Source organism: Streptomyces sp. NPDC104371, from assembly GCF_055583785.1.
The window spans coordinates 71,694-91,161 of sequence record NZ_JBVJNF010000008.1; the positions used below are offsets into that span (position 1 = coordinate 71,694).

At 72.7% G+C, this 19,468-nt stretch carries 17 protein-coding genes; 13 read left to right on the forward strand and 4 right to left on the reverse strand.

Annotated features, from left to right (window positions below; all coding sequences use genetic code 11):
- A complete protein-coding gene (locus tag ACZ60T_RS24175) occupies positions 1 to 1,074 on the reverse strand; it encodes a Gfo/Idh/MocA family oxidoreductase (protein ID WP_469667762.1) in 1,074 nt (357 codons plus the stop codon).
- Positions 1,075 to 1,456: 382 nt separating this feature from the next.
- Between ACZ60T_RS24175 and ACZ60T_RS24180 the strand changes: the two genes are divergently transcribed.
- The 8 genes from ACZ60T_RS24180 (at position 1,457) to ACZ60T_RS24215 (ending at position 12,028) form a co-directional block, all read left to right on the forward strand.
- Positions 1,457 to 2,650 (forward strand): DegT/DnrJ/EryC1/StrS family aminotransferase, encoded by a 1,194-nt coding sequence (locus tag ACZ60T_RS24180; protein WP_469667763.1) that lies wholly within the window; start codon positions 1,457 to 1,459, stop codon positions 2,648 to 2,650.
- Entirely contained in the window at positions 2,647 to 3,789 is a 1,143-nt protein-coding gene (locus tag ACZ60T_RS24185) for a DegT/DnrJ/EryC1/StrS family aminotransferase (protein ID WP_469667764.1), read from the forward strand. The genes ACZ60T_RS24180 and ACZ60T_RS24185 overlap by 4 nt, the downstream gene beginning before the upstream one ends.
- A 112-nt stretch (positions 3,790 to 3,901) precedes the next feature.
- Entirely contained in the window at positions 3,902 to 4,876 is a 975-nt protein-coding gene (locus tag ACZ60T_RS24190; RefSeq protein WP_469667765.1) for a UbiA family prenyltransferase, read from the forward strand.
- Positions 4,873 to 6,243 carry a protoporphyrinogen/coproporphyrinogen oxidase gene (locus tag ACZ60T_RS24195; protein WP_469667766.1) on the forward strand — a complete coding sequence of 457 codons (1,371 nt, stop codon included), beginning with the start codon at positions 4,873 to 4,875 and terminating at the stop codon, positions 6,241 to 6,243. Before ACZ60T_RS24190 ends, ACZ60T_RS24195 begins: the two co-directional genes overlap by 4 nt.
- A gap of 1 nt (position 6,244) precedes the next feature.
- The gene (locus tag ACZ60T_RS24200; protein WP_469667767.1) at positions 6,245 to 7,813 is read left to right on the forward strand and encodes a class I adenylate-forming enzyme family protein; all 1,569 of its coding nucleotides are present in this window, start codon (positions 6,245 to 6,247) and stop codon (positions 7,811 to 7,813) included.
- Between the two features lie 59 nt (positions 7,814 to 7,872).
- Complete coding sequence (locus ACZ60T_RS24205; RefSeq protein WP_365625358.1) at positions 7,873 to 8,682, forward strand: class I SAM-dependent methyltransferase; 810 nt, start codon at positions 7,873 to 7,875, stop codon at positions 8,680 to 8,682.
- A complete protein-coding gene (locus ACZ60T_RS24210) occupies positions 8,679 to 10,367 on the forward strand; it encodes a CoA transferase (RefSeq protein WP_469667768.1) in 1,689 nt (562 codons plus the stop codon). The genes ACZ60T_RS24205 and ACZ60T_RS24210 overlap by 4 nt, the downstream gene beginning before the upstream one ends.
- Positions 10,364 to 12,028 carry a class I adenylate-forming enzyme family protein gene (locus ACZ60T_RS24215; protein WP_469667769.1) on the forward strand — a complete coding sequence of 555 codons (1,665 nt, stop codon included), beginning with the start codon at positions 10,364 to 10,366 and terminating at the stop codon, positions 12,026 to 12,028. The genes ACZ60T_RS24210 and ACZ60T_RS24215 overlap by 4 nt, the downstream gene beginning before the upstream one ends.
- Positions 12,029 to 12,062: 34 nt before the next feature.
- On the opposite strand, the gene ACZ60T_RS24220 is transcribed toward ACZ60T_RS24215, so the two are convergent.
- From ACZ60T_RS24220 to ACZ60T_RS24230, 3 genes are read right to left on the reverse strand one after another with little or no spacing between them, the layout of a single operon-like run.
- A complete protein-coding gene (locus ACZ60T_RS24220) occupies positions 12,063 to 12,677 on the reverse strand; it encodes a transporter substrate-binding domain-containing protein (protein ID WP_469667770.1) in 615 nt (204 codons plus the stop codon).
- Positions 12,678 to 12,702: 25 nt separating this feature from the next.
- Positions 12,703 to 13,071: a hypothetical protein gene (locus tag ACZ60T_RS24225; protein ID WP_469667771.1), complete on the reverse strand. Its 369-nt coding sequence runs from the start codon at positions 13,069 to 13,071 to the stop codon at positions 12,703 to 12,705.
- A complete protein-coding gene (locus ACZ60T_RS24230; protein WP_469667772.1) occupies positions 13,068 to 13,532 on the reverse strand; it encodes a hypothetical protein in 465 nt (154 codons plus the stop codon). The genes ACZ60T_RS24225 and ACZ60T_RS24230 overlap by 4 nt, the downstream gene beginning before the upstream one ends.
- A gap of 363 nt (positions 13,533 to 13,895) precedes the next feature.
- On the opposite strand from ACZ60T_RS24230, the gene ACZ60T_RS24235 reads away from it, so the two are divergent.
- From ACZ60T_RS24235 to ACZ60T_RS24255, 5 genes are all read left to right on the forward strand, one after another.
- A complete protein-coding gene (locus ACZ60T_RS24235) occupies positions 13,896 to 14,237 on the forward strand; it encodes a hypothetical protein (RefSeq protein ID WP_469667773.1) in 342 nt (113 codons plus the stop codon).
- A 196-nt stretch (positions 14,238 to 14,433) separates the two neighbouring features.
- Positions 14,434 to 16,995, forward strand: a complete 2,562-nt coding sequence (gene lanKC / locus ACZ60T_RS24240; protein ID WP_469667774.1) for a class III lanthionine synthetase LanKC — start codon at positions 14,434 to 14,436, stop codon at positions 16,993 to 16,995.
- A gap of 219 nt (positions 16,996 to 17,214) precedes the next feature.
- Complete coding sequence (locus ACZ60T_RS24245) at positions 17,215 to 17,343, forward strand: class III lanthipeptide (protein ID WP_365625382.1); 129 nt, start codon at positions 17,215 to 17,217, stop codon at positions 17,341 to 17,343.
- Positions 17,344 to 17,369: 26 nt separating this feature from the next.
- Positions 17,370 to 17,498, forward strand: coding sequence for a hypothetical protein (locus ACZ60T_RS24250; RefSeq protein WP_365625385.1), 129 nt, complete (start codon positions 17,370 to 17,372; stop codon positions 17,496 to 17,498).
- A gap of 104 nt (positions 17,499 to 17,602) precedes the next feature.
- A complete protein-coding gene (locus ACZ60T_RS24255; RefSeq protein ID WP_469667775.1) occupies positions 17,603 to 19,432 on the forward strand; it encodes an ABC transporter ATP-binding protein in 1,830 nt (609 codons plus the stop codon).
- Positions 19,433 to 19,468 lie beyond the last annotated feature (36 nt).

The window sequence follows — 19,468 nt, forward strand, 5'->3', positions numbered from 1 at the left end:
TCAGCGGCTCCCGGCGGGGGTCGGCGCTTCGACGGCGCAGTGCTCGCGGGCCGTGCACAGCAGGCGGGCGGCCGCGCAGGCGAGCGGGAAGTTCGCGGCGTTCGGCGTTCCTGAGGCGAAGTCGCGGTAGGCGCCCTCGAAGAACGCGGTCAGGGCGTCGTCACGGAAGACGTGGTGCCCGGCGTCGTACTCACCGTCCGGCGGGGGAGCCGTAGCGTGGTCGGGGGAGGCGACGACGAGTTGGGCGTGGTCGTCGTCCTCGCTCAACGGGAAGTGCGCGGTGGCTGTGCCGCGTTCGAACTCGCAGACGACGCTGCGCTGTCTGACGGGCGCGCCGAGGTCGGACCGCAGCACGGTCGTCACCCCGGAGCGGTGCTCCAACTCGACGTGGGCGCCGCCGAGATGAGGGAGCGTACGGTTCTCGCAGCGCAGGTCCCAGCAGCGCGCGGCGCGCAGGTCGGCCGGACCGGCCAGATCGAGCGCGAGCCCCAGGGAGTGGGGGATCTCCACGTCCAGGGCGCTCGGATGTCCCTCGGTGGTGAGCGACCGCAGGAAGCGGGGCTTGTGCTGGTCCACGGTGATACGGCGGAGGGGGCCGAGCCGTGCGCCGCGGACCAGCCGGCGCAGCCGGTCGGCGAGGCGGGAGCTGGTCCAGTGCGCCACGACCACCACGTCGAGATCCGCCTGCTCGCGGAGGCGGATCAGGGCGTTGAGCTCCTCCGCGGAGGCCGCCAGGGGCTTCTCCACGATCAGTCGGCGGACGCCGTGTCCGGCCAGTCGCGCGATCACCTCGTGACGCAGCCGGGGCGGGGTGCACACATGCGCCACCGCCGTGGCGGGGTTCACCTGGGCCAGGGCCTGTTCCAGCGTGGTGACGGCCGTGACCTCACCGGGCGCGCCCGCGGTCCGCAGTGCCTCGGCACGCAGCGCCTCGGCGCGCGGGTCGCAGCCGACCGCGGGCAGGGCGACGAGCGGATCACCCGTGGCCGCGGTCCGCCGGGCCAGTCGGGCGAGCGCCCGCAGATGCAGTCCGGATCCGGAGCGGCCGAGCCCGACCACGAGGGGCTGCAGCACGGGGCCTCCTGGGAGCGAGGGAAGGGGTGGCGGAGTGCGCGAACGCCGGGAGCGGAACGCGTGGTTCGCGTCGCGTCCCGTACAACTCCGGTGCGCCGCACGACTATTGCCGCCTTACGGGGAAAGGGTCAAGTGATCCGGAACTGCGTTACCCATAAAGTGTGAAGATGATCCTTTCCCTTCTCGTTCATCGGGGTGGTGCGACTAGCGTTGTCGGCCTCTCCACAGAAACGACGGGGCGGGTGAGGCATTGCCTTCCAGTGGACAGATTCGAGCGCGGGTCGGGGGCGTATTACCGAGCGCGTCGGGGACAGCCGGGCCGATTCCCTTCTTCTCCCAGAGAAGGACTTTCGAACAATTGTGGCCGTCCATCGAAAGCGCGGTGGACGACGTATTCCGCAGCGGCAAATTCAGCCATGGGAAACAGGTCGGACAGCTCGAGTCGGCGCTCGCGCGCTACACCGGAGCCCGGCATGTGATCGGCGTCAACAGCGGTACCGACGCCCTCGTACTGCTGCTGCGCGCCTGCGGGTTGCGCCCCGACGACGGGGTCCTGGTGCCCGCGTACTCGTTCTTCGCCACCGCCTCGGCCGTCGTCCTCGCGGGCGGGCAGCCGCAGTTCGTCGACATCGACCCGGAGACCTACGCGATGGACCCCGCGGCGCTCGACGCCGCCGTCACCTCGCGGAGCCGGTTCGTGATGCCGGTCCATCTGTTCCACACGATGGCCGACATGGCGGCCCTCACCGCCGTCGCCCGACGGCACGGCCTGACGGTCGTCGAGGACAGCGCCGAGGCGATCGGTATGCGTCGCGGCGGAGTTCACGCGGGCCTGCACGGCGTCGGCGGCGTCCTGTCCTTCTTCCCCTCCAAGACCCTCGGCGCGCTCGGCGACGCCGGAGCCGTCCTCACCGACGACCCACGGGTGGCGGAGACCGTCGCGGCCCTGCGTCACCACGGCAGGACCGGCCGGACGCTGAACAACTTCCCGGCCATCTCCACCGAGAGCGCGCTGCCGGGCGCCAACAGCAAGATGGACGACATCCAGGCGGCCGTCCTGCTCGCCAAACTGGCCGTCCTGGAGGAGCACATCGCGCGCCGCGCCGAACTGGCCGCCGCCTACACCGCCCGACTGCGGGACGTCCCCGGGATCCGCCGCCTGCCCCTGCCCCGAACCACCGCGCGGAGACCGGACGACCGCGAGATGCGCGACGACCGCGATGTGTACGACGGCGAGGCGTACGGCGACGGCGCCCGCGAGACGTACGACGACGGCGACGCGCACGACGACCGCGACGTGTACTACGTCTACCTGATCGAGACCGAGCACCGGGACGCACTGGTCGCCCACCTCGACGGACAAGGCATCGGCACCGAGGTCTACTACCCGCTGCCGCTGCCCCACCAGCCCGTCTTCGGTCACCTGGGCCACCGGCCCGGCGAGTTCCCGCACGCGGAGAAGGCGGCCGGGCACGCCCTGGCCCTGCCTTTCCACCCCGATCTCGACCCCGGCGACCTGGACCGCGTCTGCGACACCATCGGCGCCTTCCTCGCCACGACGAGGACCACCGCATGACCGCATCGCCCCCCACCGACGTCCCCTTCTTCCCGCCCACCCTCTTCGAAGCCGACCGCCCCGCGCTGATCGGCCTGCTCCGCGAGGTGGGCCTCGACCCGGAGCAACGCTTCATCCTGGGCGCGCGTACGGCCGCCTTCGAGGAACTCCTGCGCGCGGATCTCGGCGCCGCCGACGTGGTCGCCTGCTCCAGTGGCACCTCGGCGCTCTCCCTGATCCTGTGGGCCATGGACATCGGCCCCGGCGACGAGGTGATCGTGCCCGCCTTCGGCTGCGCGCCCCTCGCCTCCTCGGTCATCGCCGTCGGTGCCACCCCCGTCTTCGCCGATATCCGGCCCGACACCATGACCATGGACCCCGACGCGGCCGAACGCCTCGTCACCGAGCGGACCAAGGCCGTGCTGCCGGCCCACATGTTCTCCGTGATGGCCGACATGCCCCGCTTCGCCGCACTGGCCGAGCGGCACGGACTGCGCCTGCCGGAGGACTCGGCGGTGGCCCAGGGCGGCGTGCTGCGCGGTGTCCCGGCCGGGCTGTGGGGCGAGGCGGGCGTCTACTCCTTCGTCCAGGTCAAGACGTGCGGTATGCCCGGCGAGGGAGGCGTGGTCATCACCCGCGACCCGGCACTGGGCGAGCGGGTACGGATGCTGCGCAACCACGGCCAGCACGCGGGGCGGCGCTTCGTCCACCACGCCGTCGGCGTCAACAGCCGCTTCGACGAGATCCAGGCCGCCTTCCAGACCCACCGCTACGCGGGCTTCCCGGCGCGCCTCGCCCGCCGGGCGGAGATCGCCGCGTACTACACCGAGCGCTTCGCCCCGCTGACCGACCGCGGTGTGACCCCGCCACCGTCCGACCAGGACGGCCGGTGCTTCTACGTGTACACGGTCCTCGCCGACGCCCGCGAAGCGCTCGCCGCCCACCTGGCCGAGCACGGGGTGGCCACCCACGTCTACTATCCGCAACCCCTGCCCGCCCAGGGCGCGTTCGCTTCCTATGCGCCGCCCGGTGCGCGCTGGCCGGGCGCCGAAGAGGCGGCCCGCCGCCATCTCGCGCTGCCGGTGCACCACTTGCTGACGGACACTCAGGTCGTCCGGGTCGCCGACCTCGTGTGCGCCTTCGCCACCGGACACCGCTGACCCACGGCCGCCCGCCCGGACCACCACGCGGCGGACCGCGGCGCCTCCGGACGCGGACGCACCTCACGCGAACGCGGCCCACTTCACGCAGACACCCTTCGAAAAGGCCTCCATGACCGACAGCATCGCGGCCACCCATGCCGCGGCCACCGCCCACGGCCCCGGCAGACTGCGCGTCTACGCGCGGCTCGGCAAGCTGGACGTGTACGACTACTACCTCGGCATCTTCCTCGCCCTGGCCGCCACCCTGTTCCCGGTCGACGCGTTCACCGCCCGTAGCGCACTGGTGCTGGCGCTGTTCCTCATCGGGGAGATCGCCGTGCTCATGGCGATGGTCGCCCTGGACGACGTCACCGGGTTCCGCGACGGCAGCGACCTCGCCAACTACGGCCCCGACAACCCTCTGCGCAGCAAGGCACGCAAGCCCCTGGTCGCCGGGGCACTGACCGTGCCTCAGGCGCTGCGCTTCGCCTGGGCCAGCGCGGCGGCCGGGGCGGTGCTGTGGACGGTCGCCGTCGCGATCGCCCCCCACCGCCCGCTGTGGGCGCTCGTGGCCGTGGGCGCGCTGTTCGTGGTCTCGTTGCAGTACTCGTACGGTCTGAAGATCAGCTACCACGGGTTCCAGGAGGGGTTCCTCGTCGCCCTGGGCGCCGTGCTGGTGATCGCCCCCTACGGCCTGCTGACAGGGGAGTTCTCCGGCTTCCTCATGGTCCAGGCGGTGCTGTTCGGATTCGGCCCGCTGATGTTCGGTGTCTACTCCAACACCAACGACGTCGCCGGAGACCGGGCCGTGGGCCGCCCCACCGTCGCCGCCCTGGTCTCGGAACGGGGCAACGCCGTGTTCATCGGAGCCCTGTCGGCCACGGAGTTCCTCATCGGCGCCCTCGCCTCGCTCACCGGCACGGCCCCCTGGTGGTTCGCGCCGCTGATGCTCCCCGCCACCGCGCTGCGGACCCGGCAGTACGTGACCGGGTTCGTCCGCGGCGACATCATGACCGCCCGCCGCACGGGCTTCGCGGTGCACCGGCTCAGCGTGGTGCTGATGACCGTCGCGGGCCTCCTCGCCGGATGGGAGGCGACCCGATGACACCCGAACTGGACGTCGCGGTCATCGGCGCGGGCGTCGCCGGACTGACCGCCGCCCACGAACTGCGCCGCGCCGGGCTCTCCGTCCGGGTATACGAGCAACTCCCGGACGTGGGCGGCCGGATGCGCACCCTGCGCCACGAAGGCTGGACGGTGGACACGGGCGCCGAACAGGTCGCCTCCCGCGGCTACCGCGCGACCTGGCAACTGCTGCGCCGCCTGGGCGTCACCGCGGCGGACGTGCCCCGGGTCGGCGGCGGCGTGGCCGTCTGGCGCGGCGGGCGCGCCCACCTCGGCCTCGGGGAAGGCACGGCCGTCCTCACCGGTGCCGGGCTGTCCGCCCGCGCCCGGCTCGACCTGGCCGCCTTCTCCGCCTGGACCGGCCGCCGCCGCGCCGGGTTCGACGGCGACCGCCCCGAACACAGTCCGCTGGGCGCCGCCACCGTCCGGGAGGCGACCGCGCGCTACCACCGCGACCTGCACGACTACCTCTTCCAGCCGGTCGCCGGATGCTTCTTCGGCTGGGACACCGCGCGCTCCGCCGCCGCCCCCCTGATCAGCCTGCTGCTGGAGGCCGGTGCCCCGTCCGCCTGGCGCACCTACCGGGACGGCATGGACTTCCTCGCCCGCCGGCTCGCCGCCGACACCGAGGTCGTCACCGGCCGCGCCGTGCGCGAGGTCGTCGACGCGGGCGGGCACGCCGTCCTGCGGTTCGACGACGGCGAGGTCACGGCGCGGGCCGCGGTGCTCGCCGTACCCGCCCCCGTCGCGGCGGCCCTGCGCCCCGAAGCCCCCGCCGACGAACGGCCGTTCCTCACCGCCTGCACCTTCACCCCCATGCTGAAGGTCAGTTGTCTGCTGGACCGCCCGCTCGCCCCGCCCGCCCGGCGCCCGGTGCACATCCTGCTCACCCCGGACGCGGAGGAACAGACGCTCTCCGGCGTCGTCGTCGACCACGCCAAGGACCCCCGCCGGGCCCCCGCCGGACAAGGGCTGATCACCCTGGTCGCCGGGCCGCGCCGCGTTCCCGAACTGCTGGACGCCGCCCCGGACGAGGCCGCCGACCTGCTGGTCCGCGCGGCGGAACGCTACGTCCCGGGCATCGGCGCCGCCCGCCGCCACCACTTCGCGCACGCGTTCCGCCACGGCCTGCCCGAAGCCACACCGGAGGCCCTCAGAGAACGCGCCGGGTTCCTCGCCCGGCCGGTGCGCGCGGTGGAGTACGCCGGTGACTGGGTGATGCTCCGGCCGGCGTCCGAAGGCGCCGTCCGGGCGGGCGCGCTGGCCGCGTCCCGCGTCCTGAGCAGGCTGGGACGGCCCCGGCCGACCGGCCCCGACCGAGCGGAGGAGACCATTGCGACCGCATGACATGGGCACCTTGTTCGACGAGGCGGCGGCAGCGGGCACCCGCACCGTGGTCCACCTCGACCGGCCCTTCGACATCGCCCCGCGGGCCGGAACCCGCTGGACCGTCACGGAACTCGCCCACCTGGTCCGCGCCACCGCCGCCCGGCTGGCCGACGCCGGAGTACGGCCCGGAGACCGCGTGGCGATCGTGAAGGACAACCACTGGGACTACGACCTGCTCGCCTGCGCCGCGGTCCGCGTCGGCGCCGTGCCCGCACAACTGTCCGCCGGGCTGGACACGAAGGACCTGGTCACCCTGCTCGAACGGCTGCGACCGGCCGCGCTCGTCACCACCACCGCGCTGCTGACCCGCTGCCGCGACCTCGCGGCGGGCGCACCGGCCCCGCTCTGCATCACCCTCGACGCCCACGCACCCGGCGCGGTCCACCTCGCCGCGCTCGACGCCACCCGCCCCTGCCCGCCCGTACGACGCCCCGCCGACGAACCCCTTGTCATCCACCACACCTCGGGCACGACCGGGCTGCCCAAACTCGTGATCCACTCCACGCGGACCCTCGTGGACAAGCTGGCCCGCTTCGAGGCCGTGCGCTACCCCGGCATCGGCATCCGCCCGGACGACGTCCTGCTCAACGCCAGCGCGTACGCCCACGGACGCACCTTCTGCTGGACGGCGGTGGTGCTCTCGGCCGCGCCCGCCGAGATCGTGGTGCTCAGCGGGGACGACCCGGACTCCGCCGATCCGCTGCTGCGCGCCCACCCGCCCACCGTCGCCGAGGCGACCCCCGCCGGGTTCGTCCGGCTGCGCCCGCTCACCACCCGGCTCGACACCGCGTTCCGCCGCGTCCGTCTGTACATCAGCACCTACGACGCCGTCCATCCGCCCGCCCTGCGCGCGTATCTGACCGCCAGCCAGCACCCCCGTCCGCTGTGGATGCAGGGCTGGGGCCAGACCGAGACCGGACCGCTGACCTTCCGCTTCCACACCCGGCGCTCCGCGCTCGCCCCGGACGCGGAGTCCACGGCGCGCCTGCTGGGCCGCCCGGTGCCGGGCCGGACCCGGCTGCGCGCGGTGGACCCGGACACCCTGCGCCCGGTGCCGCGAGGCCGCCCCGGACTGCTCCTCGTCCGCACCGCGGCCCTCGCCCTCGGCTACGTCGCCGAGGACGCACGCTGGAACGCCAAACGGGTCGGCGAGTGGTGGTCGACGGGCGACCTGGGGGTACTGCACCGCGACGGCAGCGTCAGTGTCCTGGACCGCGAGGTCGACAGCCTCCCCGGCATGAGCTGTCTGCGGACCGAGGACGCGCTGGAGCAGCGGCTGCCCCAGGCCCTCGAATGCGTGGTCCTCGGCGTCCCGGACGGCGACCCGCTGCCCGTCGTGGTCACGGCCGACGGCCGACTGGACCCGGACGCCTGGAAACAGGCCGTGTACGGACTGCCGAGCTTGCGTGACCCGGCCGTCCTCACCTGGGACGATGTGCCCCGCACCGGCACCGGCAAGGTCCGCCGCGCCACCCTGGCACGGCGGCTCACGGGGTCCGCGCTCGCGGGTACCGGCCGCTGGACCTGACGATCCGTCACCTGATGTGCACCGTCATCGGTCACCCCCTGACGTAAGGAGCACCCTTCATGGCACCGCCGGTTCCCGCGCGCGCCGTCTTCGGCAACGGCACCGCGCACAGCCGCGACCAGCACCGCTGCCTGGAAGCCGCCTACGACCCGGTGACCCTGCCCCGCCTTGCCGCCGCCGGGGTCGCCCCCGGCTGGCACTGCCTGGAGATCGGCGCGGGCGGTGGCAGCGTCGCGCGCTGGCTCGCGGACCGGGTCGCCCCCGGCGGCTCGGTGCTCGCCACCGACCGCGACATCCGCGACCTCGCACCCGGCCCGAACCTCGAGGTCGCCGCCCTGGACGTGGCCCGCGACCCGCTGCCGGAGGAGGCCTACGACCTGGTGGTGGCGCGCCTGGTGCTCCAGCACGTGCCCTCCCGCGACGCCGTCCTGCGCGGACTCGTACGCGCCCTGCGGCCCGGCGGCGTGCTGCAGATCGACGAGATCGACGCCTCCTACGAGCCGCCGCTGCTGACCCCGGACGCGGCAGCCGAAGAGCTGTACGTCCGGTTCCTGCGCGCCAAGGCAGCCGCCCTGCGCGCCGCGGGCGGCGACCCGCACTGGGGCCGCAGAGTGCCGTCCGCCCTGCGCGCGGCGGGGCTCACGGCCATCGACGTTCATCTGAACATCGACGTACGCCACGCCGAGGACCCCGGCCTCGGACTTCAGTCGAACCACACGCGCAACCTCCGGGGCCGACTGGTCGAGCAGGGCATGACCGACGAAGACCTGGACCGGGTACGGCAGTTGATGCGCGACCCGTCGTTCCGCGCCGCCTCCAGCGTCTTCTACTCGGTGCAGGGCCGCCGTCCCGGCAAGGGGCACAGGTGACACCGGACCTCCGTACCGCCGCACCCCCCGAGGTCGCCATGACCGTCGCCGACCGGTTGTTACGGCACACCGCACAGCCCGTGGTGGTGCGGCACACCATCGACTGGGCGGGCCCGGTCGACAGGGATCTGCCGGACGAGCGTGCCGTACAGGCCGCCTGTGGTCTCATGCACGTCCACGGCCGGGCCATGGGCGGCCCCGCCCCGCTGGCGGTCGACTACGCCTCGGTGGTGGCGGGGGTGCTCGCGGCCCAGGGGGCCACCGCCGCCGCAATCGGGCGGGCTCGCGGACTGGACCTGGACGAGGTACGGACCTCGGTGGCCCAAGGGGCGCTGCTGGCGCTCGGCCAGTACCTCGCCGCGGCGACCGCTGACGAAGGCCTCGGACCGGAGCCGTCCGAGGTGACGGCGGCCGGGCTGGCGACCCTGGTCACCTCGGACGGCGCCCGCGTGGAGATCGAGACCCTGGACCCGTCGGCCTGGCGGGAGTTCTGGGCCCGGCTCGGGGTGCCCGCCGCACTCGCCGGTCGTGGCTGGCTGCCCTTCCAGCAGCGGTTCGCCACGGCCGTCTGCCCGCTGCCCGACGCACTGCGGCGGGCCGCCCGGCGCCGGACGTCGGCGGACCTGCGAGCCGCCGCCCACCACAGCGGTGTCAGCCTCCTCACCATCGGCCGCGACCCCGCCCCGGCCGTCCACCCGGCACCCTGGCGGCTCACCCCCGCCCCGGCGCACCCGGCCACCGCCCTACCCTCGCCCCGCCCGCCCGATGCCACCCTCCCCCTGACCGGCCTGCGGGTGGTGGAGTCCACGCGCCGGGTGCAGGGCCCGCTCGCCGGGCATGTCCTACGGATGCTGGGCGCCGAGGTGATCCGCGTCGAGCCTCCCGGCGGGGACCCGATGCGCTGGCTGCCTCCGCTGGCGCACGGCACCTCGGCCCGGTTCACGGCTCTCAACGCGGGCAAGCGCGTGATCGAGGCCGACCTCACCACCGCGCAGGGCCGGGACACCGTACGCGAACTCGCCGCCGCGGCCGATGTCTTCCTGCACAACTGGGCTCCCGGCAAGGCGGGTCGGCTCGGTCTGGACTCCGACGACCTGCGCCCCGGCCTGGTGTACGCGTGGGCGTCCGGCTTCGGTGACACCCTCGGCGAACGGCCACCCCTGGGCACCGACTACCTCGCCCAGGTGCACAGCGGACTCGCCGCCGCGGTACGCCCGGCCGACGAACCCCCGGCCCCCTCCCTGATGACCCTCACCGACGTGCTCGGCGGACTGGTCTGCGCCCAGGGCGTGTTGGCCGCGCTGGCGGCTCGGGTGCAGACCGGGTGCGGCAGCCGCGTCGACTCCAGCCTGGTCTCCGCGGCCGCGCTGATCCCCCGACCCGCGCGCCGAGTCCACTGGACGCTCCTGGACCGGCCACTGGCCACCGCCGACGGCCATCTGTACCTCGGCCCCGAGTCACGGGCCCGACCCGAGGTGGTGCGCGACCTGTTCGACCGCACCGACGCGAAGTTTCGCACCACGAAGGAGTGGACGCGCCGACTGGCGGAGGCAGGCCTGACCGCCACCCCCGTCCACACCGACCTGGCCGCCCTGGCACACGACCCCGCCTTCCGACCGGCCATCGCCCCACCGGACCCGGTCACCGGACACGCCCGCCCGTACGCGCCCTGGGAGTTCGCATGACAACCGCCCTCGCCACTCTCCCCGTGGTCCGGGACGGAGAACCGGTATGGACCTCGCGCGCCGGAGTGCCCTTCCCCGACCTCGTGCCCCGCGCCCGGCGACAGGCCTGGGTGACGGCGGGCCTGTGCCCGGACGCCGATCTGTACACGCTGTTCACCGCCCGAGTCCGGGAACACCCGGACCGCGCCGCCGTGGTGGACGACACCGGGACCCTGTCCTACGCGGCCCTGGACGTCGAAGTCCGCCGTATCGCCGCCCTGTTCACGCGGGCGGGCCTCACGGGCGAGGACGTGGTGGCGCTGCGGCTGCCCGACGGACGCGACGCGGTGGCCGCGGAACTCGCCGTGTACGCGATCGGCGCGGTGACCCTCCCGCTTCCGCCGAGCACCGACGACCGTGACACCCGCGCCCTTCTCGCCCGCTGCCGGGCCCGCGGAGCGGTCCTCGCCTCGGCCCGGCAGATCGAGGCCGTCTCCGAACTCGCCGACCTGGACGCGGTGTTCGTACCGGGACCGGGCGACAATCGCGCGTCGGGTCTGCACGCACCGCGGACCGGGCACCCCTGGCGGCCCCGGTCGGTCGACCCGTACGGCCCCGCCCGCATCCTGGTGTCGTCCGGATCCGAGACCGAGCCGAAGATGGTCGCCTACAGCCATCATGCCCTGGCCGGCGGCCGGGCCCGCTACGTCCGGTCCCTGCACCCGGACCCCGAGGTGCCGCCCCGCCACCTCGTCCTCGTCCCGCTGGCCTCCTCCTTCGGCTCCCTCGGCACACCGGTCACCCTCGCCGCGCTCGGCGGAACCCTCATCGTGTCCTCGGGGTTCGACCCGGCGGGCGCGCTGCGGCTGATCGCCGAACACCGCCCCACGCATCTGTTCGCGGTCCCCACCATGCTGCGGCGGATCGCCGACCTTCCGGCCCGACCCGGCGAGGACACCTCGTCGTTGCGCGCCGTCGTCTCCAGCGGCGCCGCTCTGCCCCCGGCCGTCGCACAGGCCTGCCGCCGACGCCTCGGCCGCCCGGTGGTGACCGTCTACGGTTCCTCGGACGGCGTGAACTGCCATACGGCGGGGGAGAGTCACCCGCCGGGCGACAGCGTCGGCACCCCCGACCCGGCGGTCGCGAGCATCCGGATCACCGGCCCCGACGGCACCCCACTGCCCCCCGGACACAGCGGCCAGATCGAGGCGTTGGGCCCCATGACGCCCCTGTGCTACGTCAACTCGCCCGCCCTGGACGCGCGTTACCGCACCGCCGACGGCTGGGTCCGCACGGGCGACCTCGGCCGACTGGACGAGCACGGCCGACTGCACGTCCTCGGCCGCCTCAAGCGCATCGTCGTACGCGGCGGCCTCAACATCAGCCTCGCCGAGGTCGAACACGAACTGAGCAGCCATCCCGCCGTCGCGGAGGCGGCGTGCGTCCCGGTGCCCGACCCGGACCTCGGCGAACGACTGTGCGCCTGTATCCGCCCGACCCCCGGCACCCCCGCCCCCGCCCTGACCGACCTCACCACCCACCTGTCAGCCCGCGGCCTGTCCCGCCGCAAACACCCCGAACACCTGTTGACGCTCACGGAGATGCCCCTCGGCCCCACGGGCAAGATCGCGTACCGGACCCTCACGGCACAGGCGACCCGACACATCGACCGGCCCCGTTGACCGCGCTCGGCACCGCCCGGTGCCGGGACGGCTGTCAGTCGTTCACCGACGCGTTCCCCGGCTCGTCGCGGCAGGAGTAGCGGTCGATGTCGGCGTCGGTGGGCCTGGCCTCGTTGCGGGTGCGCGTGGGGACGAGGGGCTCCAGCTCCGTCTTGGAGGTGGTGCCTCTCCAGACGCAGACGTGCTTCCCCGCGAGACTGTCCAGGCTCGTGTAGCGTCCGGCGTCCTCCGCTCGTACGAGGATGCCCTGTTGGGTGGACGCGTAGGGGCCCACGAAGTCGAGCCCGTCTCCGTGTGCGGACGTCGGCGCCATCCTGTCCGCCGTGATCGTGTAGGTGGCCGCGACGAGTTGGACATCATCCTTGTGCAGCGCGCGGGCCCGGTCCTCGGACAGAACGGCTTCGAAATCCGGGGACTCCACCCCCACCCTGCGGAGCACTTCCCGGGCGACTGTGACGTCCAGGCCTTCGAACTTGCCGTCGTGAGGTGAGTAACTCGTGCCCGGCTGATCGCTCTTGGCGCCGACCTCGATCCCTTCGGCCAACAGCGACTGAGGCTCCGAGGAGCAGCCGACCAGCGCGACCCCCGCCAAGGCTGCCACGGCGGCCCCGACGCGGATCGCGCGGGAACGGTGCCGTGCTCTGTTCATGAACGGTCCTCACAGTCGTCTCGGTTCAGTTGTTGTGCAGCGTTCCGCGGGCCTGCGCCAGACGCATGGAACAGCCTGTCTCCGGCCGCACATGGACCGCGAACCGGACCGCTCCCTCGCGCCCGCCGAGGTCGAAGTCGACCTTCGACCGTGCGGCCACCTTCATCGCGTTCGGGGTGATGCCCGGAGTGACGGCGGTGATCGTCGCCGTGGTGCTGCCGACACAGAGCCAGGCGACATGCCTCAACGGCCGCTTGAATTCCCAGGTGAACGTGGCGTTGTCACCGACCGAGCCGAACGAGGACGAGCCGACGCCATGCGAACTGACGTGGTGCGTCCCGGAGTTCCGGTGTGTCTCGGAGTTCCCGCCCGCACCGGGGCCGGTGGTGCTCATGTTCCGTCCGTGTGACGACCGCCGCCGCCGAAGTGGAAGGTGGCGCCGTCCCCGACAGAGCCGATGGCGGCGGAGTTCGGGCCGTGGGCCGTGACATGGTACGTACGGGCGGGCGCCGGGGCGGCTGCCATGAGCTCCGCAAGGCGGGCCTCGTCCGGGCGGCGGTCCCGCTGTTCGCCGAGCCATACCGTGAGGGCCTCGGCAAGCCGTTGTCTGTCCTCGGGGGAGAGCGCGCCGAGCAGGTGGTCGGCGCGCTGTTCGCTGCGCCCCTCGGGCATGGCGAGCGCGGTGTCCTCGCCGCCGCCTCGACGGAAGAGCCTGCGGAAGCAGCCCTGGCCCCACTCCGTCGACCCGTCCGCGATGCGCTGCGCGGCCCTCGCCACCAGGGCGGCGCCCAAGGTCTCGGCCGCCGGCGAGAAGTAGGCGGCGAGTTCAGCGGAGATTTCGGAGAGACCGGTCATGAACGCCCCCGTCACTGGCCTTCAGTACGCTGCTTCAACACTCCCGACTTGCTCATGGGAGGGTGGGAGTTGATGTTCCCCACAGGCGTTCCAGGGATGTCCGCATGACAGGATCGGGCCATGACGATGCCCACGGGGATACGAAGAGGCCTGGCAAGTACAGCCGTGTGCTTGTCGGTTGCCATACTGACGGCCGGTTGCGGCGACACCCGCGCGGGAGCGAGCGGGCCCTCCCGACCCTCCGTGTCGACGACTTCAGGTTCACCCTCCGCAACTGCCCCTGCTCCGCCCTACGTTGAACCCGGCGCCGGGGACGGGGCGCCGCACTATCACGAGAACAACGCCTACCGGCAGGCGGGCGAGATGAAGCCCGAGCACGCTCGTGACGCCTACCGTGTGGCCGACCGCATCCGACCGGTGCTGGAGAAGCTGTGGAAGCAGCACAAGCTGGACATCGCCTCTGTGCGTCAGGCACTTGAGCAAGCGGGCTTCTCCGAGGACAGCACGACCCAGCCCCTGATCGTCCGCCCCTTGCCTCAGCACTACGAGAACGGTGGCTACACCCGGCTGCCGGGCGCGGAGGTGGCTGTCCGTGTGCACGACGACGCATGCGCCTCCGGCTTCGTCCAGGAGTCCAACTTCGAGGCGAAGGCCAACGGCCCCTACCCCGAGACGGGTTGCTTCGAGCCGCCGAGCGGTCACTGAGAGAGCCGCCGCGCTCGGTACGGGACAGGCCGCGCACAGTTCGGGATATGCCGTGCACAGTACGGGAAGTCGTGTCCCGCGCGCGCCGCCCCGAAACCCCCCAGAAGAGGGGGGTACAGGTGTTCCTCACCTTCCCCATAACGTCATCTCGGCCCCGGGAAGCGGATTTCCGGAGCGGAATCCATGGGAGGTGGCGGTGCTCGACTTCTGGCTGACGCTGGCGGACCGGGAGTTCTACGTTCCGCTGGAGCGGGCCCCCGAGGTGGGCGAGCGCTACCGGCCCGACGTGGTGCCGGACGGCTGGCAGGGGACGGCCGACGGGGTGTGGCTGCACTGGCAGCCCGCCGAGCCGGTGATCGTGGAGCAAGGGTGGAAGGTGCATGTCTCCACCACCCTCTCCCGGCTGCACTTCACGCTCGACACGGTCGCGCGGATCTGCTTCGAAGAGGGCCTGGCCTTCAAGCACCTGGCGAACCGGCTGTTCTTCGAGACCATGCACCACAAGCACGCGGCGCGATCGCAGGCGGGGAAGTTCTGCGCGGTGTACCCGCCGGACGCCGAGAGCGCGCGGCGGCTGATGGACCGGCTCGCGCTCGAACTGAAGGACGAGGTCGGCCCGTACGTCCTCTCCGACCGGCGCTACGGCGACACCGGAGTGGTCTACTACCGCTACGGCGCCTTCCTGAACCGCAGCCTTGTCCAACTCGACGGCACCCGACTGCACTTGGTGAAGGACGGACAGGGCAACGACGTCCCGGACGTGCGCTCCGCGCAGTTCGTACTGCCCGCCGGTGTCGAGGACCCGTTCGGCACGCCGCCCGAGCCGCACGCTGGCCCGATCCTGCTCAACGGCCGCTTCGAGATCACCAAGGTGATCCGGCACAGCAACGGCGGGGGCACCTACCGCGCCACCGACACCCACACGGGCCGGACGGTGTTCATCAAGGAGGCCCGCGCCCACAACGGGCTCATCGGGGACGACACCGACGCGAGGGACCGGCTGCGCAAGGAACACGCGATGCTGCGCCTGATCCACGACCGGGCCGCCGGTCTCTGCCCCGAGCCGGTCGACTACTTCACCGAGTGGGAACACGACTTCCTGGTCACCGAGTTCGTCGAGGGCACCGGCTTCCTGCACTGGGTCGCGGGAAACACCGTGATGGGCCGAATCGGTGTGGCCGCCGAGCGCCACACGGCGTATCTCGCCGACGCGGAACGGATCCTGGCGGGCGTACGGAACCGGATCGACCAACTGCACGCGATCGGCCTGCGGTTCGGCGACCTCAGCCACGGCAACGTCGTCGTACTGGACGACCTGGACGTCCGGCTCATCGACTTCGAGACCGCGACGCTGCTCACCGAAGAGCCGTCCCCGCTCGGCACACCGGGCTACACACCGCCCCGGGCCCTGCGCGAGGCGGGCGTCGACAGAGACGAGTACGGTCTGTCCGGCCTGGCCCTGTGCGCGCTGTTCCCGCTCAGCCAGCCGCTGGAGCGCGACCCGCGCGGCCGGGCGGAGCTGTACCGCAGGGACCTCGAACAGGAGGTCCCGGTACCGGAGTTCATCTGGCGCACCGCCACCAGATACCACGGCAGCGCGGCCCCGGAGATCGAGAGCACCTACGAAATTCCCACCGCCGCCGAGCTGGACGAGCACCCCGAGCGCGCGCTCGCCGCACTGCGCGACGGCATCACCGCTGGGCTGCTCGCGATGGCCAGACCGGACGGCCCGGACTGGCTCTTCCCGCCCCCGCCCCGCGGCTACGCGGTGAACACCCACTGCCTGGAGCACGGCACCGCGGGCGTACTGCACGCCCTGCACCAGGCGGGCGCGCCGATCCCCGAGGAGGTGGTGGCCCGGTTCCGCCGCGACGCGCTGGCGAACGTCGACCTGCTGGCACCGGGGCTCCAGGTCGGCACCGCGGGCCTGGCCTGGGTACTGGCCGAACTGGGCCTGGCCGAGGAGGCCGAGCGGCTCCTGCACGCCTCGCTGCGGCATCCGCTCGCGCTCGCCTCCGCCCATCTCGGCAACGGCGCCTCCGGTATCGGCCTGACCCACCTGGACTTCCACGCCCGCTACGGCGGCGACCAGCGGCTGGTCACCGCCACCAAGCTCGGCGACACCTTCATCGGCAGGCACCGCGACGTCGTCCTGGCCGACGCCGGAGTGCCGGGCCTGGCCACCGGTCTGTCCGGCACCGTCCTCTTCCTGACCGCGCTCGGTGAATACACCGGCGAGCGGCGCTACTTGGAGGGTGCCGTCCGGCTGATGCACGCCGAACTCGACCGGGCGGCGGACGGCGGCGCGGACGGGCTGCTCTTCCGGGACGAGTCCGGGGTCCGCAACCTGCCCTATCTGTCGATCGGTTCGGCAGGGGTGGCCACCGCGCTCTCCCGGCTGGCCGCCGCGACCGGCGACGAGCGCTGCACCGCCGCGCTGCCCCGAGTACTGACCATGTGCCGCCTCACCTGTGCGGCCGAACCCGGCCTCTATCTCGGCGTCGCGGGCTGGGCGTTCACCCTGGCCGAGCACGCCCACCACAGCGGCGACCCGGGCGAGCGGGACATGGCGCTCCGGATCGCCACCGGTCTCGCGAAGTACACGATCCGGCACCCCAGCGGGCTGCGCGTGCTCGCGGGCGGCCAGGAGCGGTACACCTCGGACCTCGCCTCCGGCAGCGCGGGCGTGCTGCTCGCGCTCACGCGGGTGCTCGACGGGCCCGAGGTACGGATGCTCCCGTTCCCCGCCACCCCATGAGCACCGGTCCCGCCACCTACTGAACTCCCTGCTCCGCCACACCCATTGAACTCCGGTCCCGGCACCCCGGGAACCGGCACCGTCCCTCGCACGCCGGCGAGACGACGGAGAGTCGCAACACGAAGCACGAAGCACGAAGCACGAAGCACGAAGCACGAAGCATGCGAGCGCGACACGCATGCACAACCCGACAGCACGACACGAAAGGAAGGACACGACATGAACGCCGTCATCGCCCTCCAGGCCCTGGAAGAGACCACCGAGGCCTTCGAGACCCCCGGCTTCTCCAACCTCGGCAGCCTGATCAGCCTCTACGGATCCTGCTCCAGCAGTTGCCGCCCGGCGTGACCCGCGGCGGAAGGGACGGACTCGATATGAACGCCGTTCTCGCCCTGCAAGGTCTGCCCGAGATCGAGGGGACCGTCGAGGCCCTCGCGGTTACGACCATCGGCAGCTTCATCAGTATCTACAGCGAGTGCTCCTCCGGTTGCCAGATCGCCTGACCGGCGGTCGAACAGGTCGAGCAGCCCCGCGCGGCATCCGGCAGTCCTCATCTGCCGGATGCCGCGCGGCTCCACGATACGCACAAGGGGAAGGGCACATCCGGATGGTCGACACCGGGCCGGCTCCGGCCGACGAGACCGCCACCGACCTGCGGCTCCGCGAAGCCCTGACCGAGCTGCGCCGCTACGTGGCCCCCGAGCGCCGACGGCTGCTGACGGCCGGTCTGCTGCTGGTCCTCTCCGGTGCCGTGGGTCTCGTACAACCACTCGTCGTGCGGCACCTGTTGGGCGGTACGACCCCGCTGCGCGATGCCGCGTGGCCCCTCGTGGCGCTGGTCGCTCTGGTCCTGGCCGGAGCGGCCTGCTCGGCGTTCGGCAACTACCAGCTCAGCTCGGCCGCCGAGGGCGCCGTCCTGACCGCCCGCAGGCAACTGACGGCCCATGTCCTGCGCCTGCCGATGACCGCCTTCCGCCGCGCCACCCCCGGCGACCTGATGGCCCGGGTCACCGGCGACACGACACTGCTGCGCCAGGTGGTGCAGCAGACGCTGGTGCAGGCGGTCACCGGCGTGATCATGACGGTCGGCGCGCTGACCCTGATGGCCGTCCTGGACCCGGTCCTGCTGGGGGCCAGCGTGCTGGCCATCGCCCTGCTGCTGGGCATGCTCGGCCTGGTCATGCCGCGGATCCGCCGGGCGTCGATCGGCGCACAGAACTCGATCGGCGACATGGGCGCCGTACTGGACCGCTCGCTGGCCGCCTTCACCACGGTCAAGGCCTGCGGTACGGAGGAGGTGGAGGCCCGGCGGGTCTCCGCCGCGGCGGAGCAGGCGTACCGGCACGGGGTGATCCGGGCGCGCTGGGACTCCACCGCGGGCGCGGTGGCCATGCTGGCCGTGCACCTGGTCTTCCTCGTGGTGCTCGGCGTCGGCGCGCTGCGGGTCTCCTACGGCGCGATCCCGGTCGCCACCCTGGTGGCCTTCCTGCTCTACGTCTTCTACCTCAGCGAGCCCGTGATGTCGCTGGTCGCGGTCGCCGCGTTCGCGCAGACCGGGCGCGCTGCGCTGCAACGCATCCGCGAGATCACCCGGCTCTCGCCGGAGCCGCCACGCTCACCCGCCGTGCCCCGTACGGTCGTTGCCCCCTGGCGGGGCGAGGCGGCCGTGGTCTTCGACCGGGTCTCGTTCCGCTACCCCGGCGGCTCCGACCCGGTCCTGCGCGACTTCTCCCTGGCCGTACCGGCGGTGGGCCTGACCGCGCTGGTCGGACCGTCCGGCGCGGGCAAGAGCACCGCGCTCAACCTCATCGAACGCTTCTGGGATCCGGACGCGGGTTCCGTCCTGCTGGACGGCACGGAGCTGCGCGCCTGGAACCTGCACGAGCTGCGGTCGGCCATCGGCTACGTGGAACAGGACGCCCCGGTCATGGCGGGCTCCCTGCGGGAGAACCTCGCCTACGCCACCGAACGGGCCACCGACGCGGAGCTGTACGAGGTCCTGACGCGCACCCGGCTCGACGGCCTGCTGGACCGCCTCGGCGGGGACCTGGACGCTCCCGTGCAGTACCGCGGCGTCTCCCTCTCCGGCGGTGAGCGGCAGCGGATCGCCATCGCCCGAGCGCTGCTGCGCCGCCCCCGGCTGCTGCTGCTCGACGAGGCGACCTCGCAGCTCGACGCGGTCAACGAGGCGGCGCTGCGCTCCGTGGTGCAGGAACTCGCCGCCCGTATGCCCGTCCTCGCCGTCGCCCACCGGCTCTCCACGGTGCGTGACGCCGCCCGGATCGCCGTGGTGCAGTCCGGAACCGTCCGGGCGGTCGGCGACCATGACGAACTGCTCCGCTCCGACCGGCTCTACTCCCACCTCGCCGAGCATCAACTGCTCACCGAGGCACGGCCGTTCGGAGATCTCAGGAAACCGACGCATAACGGATCTTGACGGCGGAGGGGTTCAGAGAGCAACTTGTCCCCTGTT